We start from the raw sequence: 11,458 nt of genomic DNA, 5'->3' as shown, positions 1-11,458 counted from the left end.
GCCGCCCGATTCGAAAGAGCGGCACGCCGAAAATCCGATTACGGTTGGTCAGTTGACGGCTTGCATACGGACAAGCAGGTCCTTCAGCTTCGGATCCGTCACGAATTGGTCGTAGATCGGCTTGACGGCCTCCTGGAACTGCGCCTTGTCGATCTGCTCCACGGTCACGCCGGCCTTCTCGACCTCGGCCCGCGAAGACACTTCCATGGCCTGCCACAGGTTGCGCATGTAGGGGACGGAATCCTTGGCGGCTTGTTTGACGGCCTTCTGGTCGTCGGGGGACAGGCTGTCCCAGACCTTCTTCGAGATCAGCACCACCTCGGGCGCCATGGAATGTTCGTCCAGCGTGAAGTACTTGGCCACTTCATAATGGTGGGTCGACTGATAGCTGGGCCAATTGTTCTCGGCACCATCGATCAGACCGGTCTTCAGACCGGTGAAGACCTCGCCATAAGGCATCGGAGTGGCGTTGACACCCAGCGCCTTCATCACGGCCACCCACAGATCGGTCTGCTGGACGCGGATCTTCAGGCCCTTGAGGTCGGCCAGGCTCTTGATCGGCTTCTTGGTGTAGAAGGAACGGGCGCCCGAGTCGTAATAGGCCAAACCGACCATACCCTGGGCTTCACAGTATTTGAGGATTTCCTCGCCGATCGGGCCGTCGACGACGTGATGCATCTGGTCGATGCTCTTGAACACGTAGGGCAGCACCGGCAGCACCGTCGCCTTGCAGACCTCGTTGAGCGCGCCCGTATTGATACGCAGAATATCGATGGCGCCCAGCTTCAACTGCTCGATGGTGTCCTTTTCGCTGCCCAACTGGCCGCTGTGATACACCTTGATCGAATATTTTCCGTTGGTCTGCTTGCCCAGATCCTCACCCATGAATTTGAGGGCCTTGACGGTCGGATAGTCTTCCGGCTGCACATCCGCAGCCCGAAACTCGCGCGCCTGGGCCTGGACACCGAACATCAACGTTCCCGCGAACGCGGTGATGATCAGTTTTTTAGTGGCTTTCATCGGTTCAGTCTCCATTTCTATAGTTCTTTGCGGTTCCGTTAAGCTTCTCGAAAATCCCCAATCCACCGAGGCAAACGGCTTGGCGCCGCAGGTCCGAATTCAAGGACCGCCGCAGCCGAACCTGTCGCGATGTTTTCAGGAAATGTCTTGTCGCTCGTTCTCCCCCAGTGCCGACGCCGGTTCCCCCCCGGGCTTGTCGTGCGCGGCCAATATAAGATGTAATTGGGCCAAGTGGCCAGACCAATTTCACCAATAATAACAGACCACCCTTTTTCAAGGCCGATCATCAAGCCGGCAGAAATCTGCGGCGCGCAATAATTGAGAAAACAGCCCCAGACCCGAGCAGGCGCCCCGGCTCGGCCAACAGCGGAAAACATCAAGCAAAATAAGGTCTTTTGCAAGTCCGTCGTGATCATGAGAGACGGAATGGCCCGGTGGAGAAAGCGGTCCTGGCGCATCCCCGCCTCGCGCTCAGGTTATTATTTACCCGACGCCTCGTCATCCTGCCCGAAGGTCATCAAGGCATCGCGCAGCCTGCTGACGTCACCTTGAAGCTGTTGCAACTTCTCGATTCCCAGTCCCGACGCCTCGATGATGCAACCGGGTAGAACAGCCGCCTGGCCCCGCAATTGCCGCCCCGAATCGGTCAGCCGCACACGCACCTGACGCTCATCCGACATGTCGCGCTCGCGGCGGAGATAACCCGCCGCCTCCAACCGCTTCAGCAACGGCGTCAATGTGCTGGATTCGAGATAGAGCCGTTCGCCGATCCGCCCGACCGTCTGGTCATCGTCTTCCCACAGGATGACCATCACCAGATACTGAGGATAGGTCAGTCCCAGCTTGTCGAGCAGCGGCTTGTAGACCCGGTTGAACGCGTGGTTGGCCGAATATATCGCGAAGCACAGAAACCGGCCGAGGGTCAATTGTTCGTCTGCCATGGGAACTCCGGGGTAAAACCGCTGAACTCTATCGCACACGATTAAATCGCAAAAAACTCAATATGCATGGCAGCCATGCGAACAGTTATATAGCGCACGATTGAATCGCGTAATAATGATTAATCCAAGGTCAACGCCGCCTCGTTTCCCAATGGAACTGATTGGCGGAACGCAACCGAACCGCTATCCAAGATCACGCAGCTCTATTCAGAAGGAGTTTCTCATGCCCGTCACCGTTCTCTATAAGACCAGTGCAACCGCCACCGGCGGCCGCGACGGCCACGCCGCCACCACCGACGGCAGCCTCGACGTCAAGCTGAGCACCCCGAAGGAACTGGGCGGCGCGGGCGGCCCCGGCAACAACCCCGAGCAGTTGTTTGCCGCCGGCTATTCGGCCTGTTTCCTCGGCGCCATGAAATTCGTCGCCTCGCAAGGCGGACCGAAGGTTCCGGCGGACACCACCGTCAAGGCCACCGTCGGCATCGGACCGCGTTCCGAAGGCGGTTTCGGCATCGACGTCGAACTGGAAATCGCCCTGCCCGGACTTTCGAAAGACGACGCCCAAGCCCTGGTCGACAAGGCGCACCAGGTGTGCCCCTATTCGAACGCGACCCGTAACAACGTGCCCGTACGCCTGATCCTCGCCTGATCGGAGTGTTGCCAACCCCGAGGGGAAGAGAGGCGCCTTAAGCCCGAGCGGCGCCTGAGCCCGCCCAAGCCGGAGGCGCAGGCGTCATTCACAACCTAAGGACCTGACGCGATTATTTCGCGTCAGGTCCTTAGGCGTCGCCCCCCTCGGGCAAGGGTTTAAAACCACCGCCCAGCCTTGCGTTTTAGGAAGAGTCCTTTTCTTTGTCGCGCAGGCCGGCGTGTGGCAGGCTGTGCCGATGAAAGCCAATATCTATAGTGGTGGCTCCCTCGATCGGGCGGGGGAACTGCGTGGCGACGCCGGATGGCTGGCCGAACGGCTCAAGCATCCTACGACACGCCTGATCCCGATCTGGCGTACCCAGAATCTGATCTGTCGCGAACAGACCACGGTCCGGGCGGCGCGCCTTTCCTATGCGGACTCCGCCTGGCTCACCGAACAGGGCTCGGCGCCGCTGTTCCTGGGGATGGACCAGGGGGCGGCTCATTTTGCGCTGGATTTGCACCGCCTCGCCGATCCGGCCGAATTACCGGAACTGGACACCCTTGGCGAATTCGCCGAACTGCGGGAAGTCGGCCCCCTGTTGCCGCAGAGCGACGGCGCCCTGCTCGCCTATGCCCGGGGAATGGTGCATTGGCACCGCACACACGGGTTCTGCGGACGTTGCGGCGCCCCGACGGTCAGCACCCATGGGGGGCATACGCGCCGATGCACCAACGCCGATTGCGATGCCGAACATTATCCTCGGACCGATCCGGCGGTGATCGTTCTCGTTTCGGCCGGCGACCACTGCATTCTCGGCCGGCAGGCACGCTGGCGGCCGGGCATGTTCTCCACGCTCGCCGGATTCGTCGAGCCCGGGGAAAGCCTTGAGGAAGCCGTCGCCCGCGAGGTCATGGAGGAAGTCGGCGTCCCCGTCTCGCGGCTGCGCTATCATTCCTCGCAACCCTGGCCGTTCCCCAGTTCCCTGATGCTGGGCTACACCGCCGAGACCGATGCGGTCATTCCCCTACGCATCGATACCACCGAACTTGAAACGGCGGAGTGGTTCACCCGCGCCGATCTCCGGCGTTTGGCCGAAAGCGGGCGCAGCCTGCCGAACCCGGATTCCATCGCCCGGCGACTGGTCGAAGACTGGCTCGCCAACGGTTGAAGACGGGGGCGGGGGACGTTATTCCCCTGCCTTTGCCGGTCCCTTGATAAAATCGATGAAGACGCGAAGCGCCGCCGGGACATGGCGACGGCTGGCGTAATATTAAGGAAGGGACCGGAAGAACATTACCGATCGGAAACCTCCTCCGCCGGCCCATGGATAACCGGCAGTTTGCGCAAAGCGTCACCCGCATGGTCGAGAAAGGCCCGGATCTTCGGCGCCATGTGACGACCGCCGCGGACGACGAGTTGCACCGGCCAGGGAGGGGGTTCGAACGCCGGCAGCAGGCGAACCAGGGAGCCCGTCGCCACGTCGTCGGCGACCTGGTAGGACAGCAACCGGGCAATCCCCCTTCCCGCTCGCGCGGCGATAAGCTGCGCCTCGATTTCATTGACCAGCAGCCGAGGCCTCAGGCGCACCACCGTCGTCCGCCCTCCGACCTCGAAACGCCATTCGAGGGAACCCGAGCGCAGCGTTCCGAAAATGGTCGCATGACGGGAAAGATCCTCCGGCGTCTGCGGCGCACCATGACGGGCCAGATAGTCGGGACTGGCCACCAGAACCCGCCTGACCTCGCCGACGCGTCGGACCAGCAAGGTCGAATCGTCGAGATGCCCGATGCGCACCGCCACATCGAGCCCCTCCTCGATGAGATCGAGATTGCGGTCGTTCAACACCAGTTCGACCTGCATATCGGGGAAGGCGTCGAGAAAGCTTGAAACCAGCGGGGCGACATGCCGGCGTCCGAACTGCACCGGCGCCGTCACCCGCAAGAGACCGCACAATGGGCCAAAGCCACCCTCGGTCATCATGGCCTCGTATTCGGTGAGCATGGTCCGCGCCCGTTCCGCCAGCCGGAACCCACGCTCAGTCGCCGAAAGCTTCCGCGTCGTCCGCTCCACCAAACGCTCGCCGACGCGGTCCTCCAGCATGGCCAGCGTCCGCGTTACCGCCGGCGGCGAACGACGCAACCGACGGGCGGCACCGATCAGGCTGCCTTCATCGATGATGGCGATCAGCACCTCCAGTTCGTCGAGACGATCCATAAATTATTCCCATAAGTGGAATTATGAATTTCAAATTCGGCCAATTTTCTAAATTTTTTGCAAGAATTATCTTGTGCCCGGTTATCACGCATCCAGTCAAGGACGACATCATGACCTCAGATCCCATCATTGTTCTGCATGGCCTGCCGTTGTCGGGACACACCCATCGGGTTGAATTGCTGCTGGCGATGCTGGATCTGCCCTATCGGCTGATTCCGGCCCCCGACGAGGTCCGGCAAGGCCCGGCCTTCCGCCGGCTTAATCCGTTGGGACAGATTCCGGTGCTGGAAGACGGCGGTCTCGTGCTGGCCGACAGCAATGCGATCCTGGTCTATCTGGCCAAGCGCTACGCTCCGGGAAGCCCTTGGCTGCCCGAGGATCCGGTCGCGGCCGCCCATGTCCAGCGCTGGCTGTCGATCGCCGCGGGCGAACTGCGATATGGTCCGGCGGCCGCCCGGATCGTCGCACTGTGGTCCCTGGACGGCGACGCGATCCGTGCAGCCGGGATCGCAGCGACGCTGCTCGCCTTCATGGAAGCGCACCTGGCCGGGCGGCGCTATCTGGCGACGGATCATCCGACCATCGCCGATCTCGCCTGTTATGCCTATGTCGCCCATGCCCCGGAGGGTGGTATCTCCCTCGCGCCCTACCCCGCCGTCGGCGAATGGCTGCACCGTATCGAGGCATTGCCGAAATTCCGCGCCATGCCCGCCTCACCGCTTCCTCGGGCCGGGTGAGGCGCCGATGAGCGGCTTTCTCCCCTTCCACGCCGACGAGTTGACCGCCCAGCGGCAGGCTGGCGGCGGGCCGGCGGGTGCGGCCATCCGCGAGCGCATGCCGGAACAGCATCGCGACTTCTTCGCCGGACTCCGCTATCTACCGGTCGGCATCGTCGCCACCGACGGTTGGCCCGCCGCGACGATGCTGACCGGGGATCCCGGCTTCATTCAGTCACCCGACGCAGCCACCCTGCGCATCGAGTTGCCGCCAGAACCCGGCGATCCCACCGTGGCGGCCATCACGTCCGGCCTGGATATCGGTATCCTCGGCATCGATTTCGCGACACGCAGACGCAACCGGGCCAATGGACGGGTATCGGCGCGCGATGAACGAGCCCTGACCGTCGCCGTGCATCAAAGCTTCGGCAACTGTCCGAAATATATCCAACAGCGTTCCGTCGTTGCGCTGGCGCGTCCCGCCGGCGAGACGGACCGGCTGGCCTCGCTCGACGCGCGGGCGCAAATCCTGATCTCCCAAGCCGACACCTTTTTCGTCGCCAGCCGGTCGAGGAACAGGCTGGAGGACAATGGCGGCGCCGACATTTCCCATCGCGGCGGACGTCCCGGCTTCGTGCGCATCGCCGGCGACGTCCTGACCATTCCCGATTTCCGGGGCAACCGCTATTTCAACACGCTCGGCAATCTTCTCGGAGAGCCCCGGACGGCCTTGCTTTTCCTGGATTTCGAGCAGGGCGACCTGCTGCATCTGCAGGGCGAGGCGGAAATAGACTGGAGCGCCGCCGCCGGAGGCGAGTTTCCGGGCGCGGAACGTCTCTGGCGCTTCCATGTCGCACGGGGATGGCGCCGCCCGGCCGCCGTGCCGCTCTGCTGGAGCTTCATCGAACAGGCCCCGTCCACCGCGCGGACGGGGCTTTGGCGTCCTCAAAAAGCCACCGCCTGACCATCCTTGCGGGGATCGGAACCAGCGACGTAATGGCCGGACTCGCCATCGCGCAGCACAATCTGGGCCCCGCCGAAAGCGAAGGAGGTATCGGGAGCCTCCACCACCACATCATGGCCACGAGCCCGCAGGCCTTCGATCAGCGACGGATCCATGCTGTCCTCGACGGCGATCTTCCGTCCGGCCAGCACGCGCCAGCGCGGCGCGTCGGCGGCGGCCTGCGGATTCTGGCCATAGGCCATGATGCGCAGAGCCATCTGCAAATGGCCCTGCGCCTGGATCGGGCCGCCCATGACGCCGAACGACATCAGGGGCGAACCGTCGGCATTGGTGGCGAAACCCGGGATGATGGTGTGGAACGTCCGCTTGCGAGGCGCCACCTGGTTGGCGTGTCCCGGCGTCAACATGAAATCCGCGCCGCGGTTCTGCAGGCTGACGCCCACCCCCGGCACCACCACGCCGGAACCGAACCCCATATAGTTCGACTGGATGAAAGACACCATCATGCCGTTGGCGTCGGCGGCGGCCATATAGACGGTGCCGCCGGGACGCGGCTGGCCGTGGCCGGGATCGCCCGCGCGCGCCGGATCGATGAGGCGGGCGCGCTCGGCCAGATAGGCGGGATCGAGCAGCAGGCCGGGGTCGAGGGCCATGGCGGCGGGATCGGTGACGTAATGGCGGGTGTCGGCCAGGGCGATCTTGGTCGCCTCGATCGCCGCATGGAGGGTTTCGATATCGTCCACCGGCGCCTTGCCGATACCGGCCGCCTTGAGAAGCCCAAGCCCGATCAGCGTGGCGATGCCCTGCCCGTTCGGCGGCAGTTCATGCACGGCGCCGCCGGCGAAATCCTGGCGCATCACCTCGACCCAGTCGGCCTGGTGACTGCCCAGATCGTCGAGGCTGAGCGCACCGCCGCCCGCCTTGGCGAAAGCGACGATCCTCTCGGCGACGTCACCCCGGTAGAATGCCTCGCCACGGGTCTCGACGATGCGCTCCAAGGTATGGGCATGCCCTTCCGAGCGGAACAGCTCGCCCGCCTTGGGCGCCCGCCCGCCGGGCAGAAAAGTCTCGGCGAAACCGGGCTGTTCGCCCAGAACGGCGGCGCCCCGCGCCCACAGGGTGGCGATGATCGGACTGACCGGATAGCCATGGCGGGCGTAACCGATGGCCGGCGCCGCGATGACCTCGAGCGGCAGCGAACCGAAACGCTCATGCAGCGCGATCCAGCCGGAAACGACGCCCGGCGTCGTCACCGCATCCCAGCCCCGCTGCGGCATGGTCGAAAGGCCGGCGAAACGTTCCGCCGTCCAGGCCGAGGGAGAACGGCCGGAAGCGTTCAATCCATGCAGTCGCTTTCCATCCCAGACGATGGCGAAGGCGTCGCTGCCCAACCCGCATCCCGTGGGTTCCACCACCGTCAGGGTCATGGCGGTGGCCAGCGCCGCATCCACCGCGTTGCCCCCTTTCTGCAACATGCTCAGGCCGGCCTGGGCGGCCAGGGGCTGCGAGGTGGCAACCATGTTCCGCCCCATCACCGCCGAGCGGGCGGAAGGATAGGAGACGAGATAGTCGAGCGATGCGGCCTTCAAGACGGACTCCTTCATGACACGGACGAAAGGGATTGGGACTTGGTTTCAATCGCCCCTTGGATCAAGGGCATCCCTGAGACCGTCGCCTAGCAGATTGAGCCCCAGGACGACAAGAAAGATCGCGATGCCCGGTGAAACCGACATCCAGGGCGCCTGTTCGAGAAAATTCTTGGCGACATTCAACATGGCGCCCCAGGACGGAGCCGGAGGCTGCTGGCCCAGGCCCAGAAAGGACAGGCTGGCCTCGGCGATGATCGCCGTGGCCACGGTCAGGGTGGCCTGCACCAGGAGCGGCGAGAGGATGTTGGGCAAAACGTAACGGATGATGATCCAACGGTGCGGCAATCCGATGGCCCGGGCGCCGTCCACATAATCCTCGCGGCTCACCGACATCACCTCGCCCCGGGTCAGCCGGATGAAGATCGGCGCCGCCGACAAGGCGATGGCGATCATCGCATTGCCGAGGCTGGGCCCCAGGAAGGCGCCCAGGGTGATGGCCAGGATGAGAAAGGGACAAGACAGCATGGCTTCGGTCAGGCGGGAGATCACCATATCGGTCGCCTTGCCGAAATAACCGGCGATCAGTCCCAGCGGCACGCCGACCGCCATGGCGATGACGACCGAAATGCCGCCGGCCAGCAGGGAGGCCCGCGCCCCCAACATCATCCGCGACAGGATGTCCCGCCCGAGTTCGTCGGTGCCCAGCCAATGGGCCATTGACGGCGCCTTGCGAACCGCCAGGAAATTCGTCTTCAGCGGATCGTCCGGCATTATCAGCGGAGCCAGGATGGCGACGGCGACGAAGAAGGCGACGACGGCCAACCCGGCAACCGCGCTGTGATGGCGCAGGAACTTACCCAGCCGGCGACTTTTCATCGCGGCCTCCTGAGACGGGGATTGATCAGCATATAGACCACGTCGGCGGCCAGATTGAGCAGCAGGAAGGCGGCGGCCACGCAGAGGACCACGCCCTGGACCACCGCGTAATCGCGGTTGAACACCGCATCGACCATCAGCTTGCCGAATCCGGGAATGGTGAACACCTGCTCGGTCAGCACGGCGCCCCCCAGCAGTTCGCCGAACAGCAGGGTGCTCATGGTGACGATGGGAAACAGCGCGTTGCGGAAGGCGTGACGCAGAATCACCGCGCGGAACAGCAAGCCCTTGGCGCGGGCCGTACGAACGTAATCGCTGTTCAGCACACCCAGCATGGCGCTGCGGGTATGACGCATGAGAACCGCCGCCAAGCCGCCGCCGACCACCACGGCCGGCATGATCATGGCGATCAGATTGCCGGCGGGATCGCCCGCGAAAGGCACGTAGCCGACGGCCGGCAGCCAGCGAAGGGTCACAGAAAACAGCAAAATCAGCAGAATTCCCAACCAGAAATGCGGAATCGACAGACCCGAGAGGGCGACGACATTGGCCACATGGTCGGTCATCGTCCCCTTGCGCACCGCCGACGCGATACCGGCGGGAATGCCGACGACCAGGGCGACCAGCAGGGACAATATGGCCAGTTCGATGGTGGGTGGCAGCTTCTCGGCCAGCAGTGCCGCGACGGTCTGGTGGGTGCGCAGGGACATGCCGAGATCGCCATGAGCCACCTGCCGCGCCCAATGCAGATACTGGACGGGCACCGGATCATTGAAGCCGTACCGCTCACGCAATTGGGCGATGACGGCGGGATCCCTGTCCTCGCCGGCCATCGCCAGCACCGGATCGCCCGGCAGCAGCTTCTGCAACGAGAAGACCAGCATCGAGACCAGGACAAGGGTCGGCGCCATCACGGCAAGACGGCGGAGAACGAAGCTCAGCATGATGGCGCCTCGGCGACGATGGCCATTTCTCAGTTGCTCAAGGAAACGCCGCGCAGGCGGACCAGCCCGTCAGGATGGGCGGCAAACCCGGAGACCTTCTTCGAAACCGCGAAAAGACGCGTCTCGTGATAGAGATAGAGGATCGGCAGATCCTCCAGGTAATGGGCCGCCGCCTTGGCATAGAAGGCTTTCCGCTCGTCGGGCGATGAGGTGCCGCGGGCGCTGGCCAGCGCCTTGTCGACATCGGCGTTGCAATAACGCGGATCGTTGAGACCGGCCCCGCAAGCCATGAAGGGGCCGATGTTGCCGTCGGGATCGGTTCGCCCCGACCAGGCGAACAGCGCGGCCTGGAAATTGCCCTTCTGGGTATCGCTGAGCAGGGTGGCGAACTCGGTCGCTTTCAGGCTGACCTCGAAGCCGGCTTCACCAACCATCGCCTGGATCACCTGAGCGACCTGCATCAGGACGGGATTGTTGGGGGTCAGCATTTCGATGGCGACCGGCCCGCCGCCCGCTTGCTTCACCAATTGCCTGGCTCTTTCGATGTCCCGTCCCTGCACGGGGAAATCCTTGGCGTAATAGGGATTGGAGGGCGGCAGCGACTGATTGCCGGGCGTGAAGACGCCGTCGAAAACCGCCTGATTGATCGCCTCGCGGTCGATGGCCAGCGAGAAGGCCTGCCGCAACAGCTTGTTCTGTCCGAAGGCCGTCTTGGATTTGTCGCCATTGCCGACATTGATCTCGATCGATTGATAGCCGAGCCCCGGCGAGGTCGCCAGTTGCAGGCCGGGCGAGGCCTTGATCGACCTGATGTCGCTGGCGGCCACACGCTCGATGAGGTCGAGGCCGCCCGATTTCAGATTGGCCAGCCGTACCGTGGTGTCGGGGATCGGCAGAAACTCGACCCGGTCGATCCGGTAAGCGTCCTTGTCCCAGTAGTCGGCGAATTTCTGCAAGACGATCCGGCCCTGCTGCACGCGTTCGACGAACTGGTAGGGGCCGGCGCAGACCGGATGGGTGGCGAAATCGGATTTGGCGGCGGCGGCCGGCGAGATCATCATGCCGGCGCGGTCCGACAATTGGGCAAGCAGAGTGACGTCGGGCTGCTTCAGTTCGAAGACGACGGTCAACGGCCCCTCCACCGTCACCTTGTCGACCATGGACAACTCGTTCTTGCGCACCGATTCCGGCAGGGTCTTGGCGCGTTCGATATTGGCCTTCACCGCCGCCGCGTCGAAGCTCGTCCCATCATGGAATTTGACACCGGGACGCAGCTTCATGGTCAGCGTCTTGCCGTTGTTGCCCCAGTTCCATTCGGTGGCCAGCTGGGGAACGAATTTCAGCGAGGCGTCGACATCGACCAGCTTGTCGCACAGCGAAGCGAAAACGATCCGTCCGACATAACTCCTCGACAGATGGGGATCGAGGGCGTCGGCATCGTCCTGAAGGCCGATGCGCAGGGTGGTTGCCGCCGTGGCGGCGCCGGAGCCGAGGAACAAGGCGGCAAGACCGGCGATCGCCGCCGGACGCCAACGGGATGGGAGAAAGGAAAAAGTCATC

At 63.6% G+C, this 11,458-nt stretch carries 11 protein-coding genes; 4 read left to right on the top strand and 7 right to left on the bottom strand.

What is annotated here, in order from left to right:
* Positions 1-48: 48 nt before the first annotated feature.
* Together CWS72_RS24825 and CWS72_RS24820 are read right to left on the bottom strand one after the other, a co-directional pair.
* Positions 49-1,020: a TRAP transporter substrate-binding protein gene (locus CWS72_RS24825; protein ID WP_101253369.1), complete on the bottom strand. Its 972-nt coding sequence runs from the start codon at positions 1,018-1,020 to the stop codon at positions 49-51.
* Positions 1,021-1,499: 479 nt separating this feature from the next.
* Positions 1,500-1,961 (bottom strand): MarR family winged helix-turn-helix transcriptional regulator, encoded by a 462-nt coding sequence (locus CWS72_RS24820; RefSeq protein WP_101253349.1) that lies wholly within the window; start codon positions 1,959-1,961, stop codon positions 1,500-1,502.
* A 223-nt stretch (positions 1,962-2,184) separates the two neighbouring features.
* On the opposite strand from CWS72_RS24820, the gene CWS72_RS24815 reads away from it, so the two are divergent.
* Both CWS72_RS24815 and nudC read left to right on the top strand, forming a co-directional pair.
* The gene (locus tag CWS72_RS24815; protein ID WP_101253348.1) at positions 2,185-2,610 is read left to right on the top strand and encodes an organic hydroperoxide resistance protein; all 426 of its coding nucleotides are present in this window, start codon (positions 2,185-2,187) and stop codon (positions 2,608-2,610) included.
* Between the two features lie 238 nt (positions 2,611-2,848).
* Positions 2,849-3,763: an NAD(+) diphosphatase gene (gene nudC / locus CWS72_RS24810; RefSeq protein WP_101253347.1), complete on the top strand. Its 915-nt coding sequence runs from the start codon at positions 2,849-2,851 to the stop codon at positions 3,761-3,763.
* Between the two features lie 125 nt (positions 3,764-3,888).
* Here nudC and CWS72_RS24805 read toward each other — a convergent pair whose 3' ends face one another.
* Entirely contained in the window at positions 3,889-4,809 is a 921-nt protein-coding gene (locus tag CWS72_RS24805; protein WP_101253346.1) for a LysR family transcriptional regulator, read from the bottom strand.
* A 110-nt stretch (positions 4,810-4,919) separates the two neighbouring features.
* Between CWS72_RS24805 and CWS72_RS24800 the strand changes: the two genes are divergently transcribed.
* Both CWS72_RS24800 and CWS72_RS24795 read left to right on the top strand, forming a co-directional pair.
* Complete coding sequence (locus CWS72_RS24800) at positions 4,920-5,546, top strand: glutathione S-transferase family protein (RefSeq protein WP_101253368.1); 627 nt, start codon at positions 4,920-4,922, stop codon at positions 5,544-5,546.
* 7 nt (positions 5,547-5,553) lie between these two features.
* Positions 5,554-6,489, top strand: a complete 936-nt coding sequence (locus CWS72_RS24795; protein ID WP_101253345.1) for a pyridoxamine 5'-phosphate oxidase family protein — start codon at positions 5,554-5,556, stop codon at positions 6,487-6,489.
* Here CWS72_RS24795 and CWS72_RS24790 read toward each other — a convergent pair.
* Genes CWS72_RS24790 through CWS72_RS24775 form a run of 4 tightly spaced genes read right to left on the bottom strand, consistent with a single transcriptional unit; the run spans position 6,471 to position 11,457 of the window.
* On the bottom strand, positions 6,471-8,078 hold the full coding sequence (locus CWS72_RS24790; RefSeq protein WP_274540620.1) for a gamma-glutamyltransferase family protein: 1,608 nt from the start codon (positions 8,076-8,078) through the stop codon (positions 6,471-6,473). The two genes, CWS72_RS24795 and CWS72_RS24790, sit on opposite strands and share 19 nt — an antisense overlap.
* Positions 8,079-8,123: 45 nt before the next feature.
* Complete coding sequence (locus tag CWS72_RS24785) at positions 8,124-8,954, bottom strand: ABC transporter permease (RefSeq protein WP_101253344.1); 831 nt, start codon at positions 8,952-8,954, stop codon at positions 8,124-8,126.
* Positions 8,951-9,898, bottom strand: a complete 948-nt coding sequence (locus CWS72_RS24780; protein WP_101253343.1) for an ABC transporter permease — start codon at positions 9,896-9,898, stop codon at positions 8,951-8,953. Before CWS72_RS24780 ends, CWS72_RS24785 begins: the two co-directional genes overlap by 4 nt.
* A gap of 29 nt (positions 9,899-9,927) precedes the next feature.
* Positions 9,928-11,457, bottom strand: coding sequence for an ABC transporter substrate-binding protein (locus CWS72_RS24775; protein WP_101253366.1), 1,530 nt, complete (start codon positions 11,455-11,457; stop codon positions 9,928-9,930).
* Position 11,458: the final 1 nt, after the last annotated feature.

Source organism: Telmatospirillum siberiense, assembly GCF_002845745.1.
Classification (GTDB): Bacteria; Pseudomonadota; Alphaproteobacteria; order Rhodospirillales; family Magnetospirillaceae; genus Telmatospirillum; species Telmatospirillum siberiense.
This window is presented reverse-complemented; position numbering and strand designations above follow the sequence as displayed.

Bases quoted from the DNA above. Each gene is read 5' to 3' on its own strand.
- CWS72_RS24825 (WP_101253369.1), bottom strand. From the start codon at position 1,020: ATGAAAGCCACTAAAAAACTGATCATCACCGCGTTCGCGGGAACGTTG.
- CWS72_RS24820 (WP_101253349.1), bottom strand. From the start codon at position 1,961: ATGGCAGACGAACAATTGACCCTCGGCCGGTTTCTGTGCTTCGCGATA.
- CWS72_RS24815 (WP_101253348.1), top strand. From the start codon at position 2,185: ATGCCCGTCACCGTTCTCTATAAGACCAGTGCAACCGCCACCGGCGGC.
- nudC (WP_101253347.1), top strand. From the start codon at position 2,849: ATGAAAGCCAATATCTATAGTGGTGGCTCCCTCGATCGGGCGGGGGAA.
- CWS72_RS24805 (WP_101253346.1), bottom strand. From the start codon at position 4,809: ATGGATCGTCTCGACGAACTGGAGGTGCTGATCGCCATCATCGATGAA.
- CWS72_RS24800 (WP_101253368.1), top strand. From the start codon at position 4,920: ATGACCTCAGATCCCATCATTGTTCTGCATGGCCTGCCGTTGTCGGGA.
- CWS72_RS24795 (WP_101253345.1), top strand. From the start codon at position 5,554: ATGAGCGGCTTTCTCCCCTTCCACGCCGACGAGTTGACCGCCCAGCGG.
- CWS72_RS24785 (WP_101253344.1), bottom strand. From the start codon at position 8,954: ATGAAAAGTCGCCGGCTGGGTAAGTTCCTGCGCCATCACAGCGCGGTT.
- CWS72_RS24780 (WP_101253343.1), bottom strand. From the start codon at position 9,898: ATGCTGAGCTTCGTTCTCCGCCGTCTTGCCGTGATGGCGCCGACCCTT.
- CWS72_RS24775 (WP_101253366.1), bottom strand. From the start codon at position 11,457: ATGACTTTTTCCTTTCTCCCATCCCGTTGGCGTCCGGCGGCGATCGCC.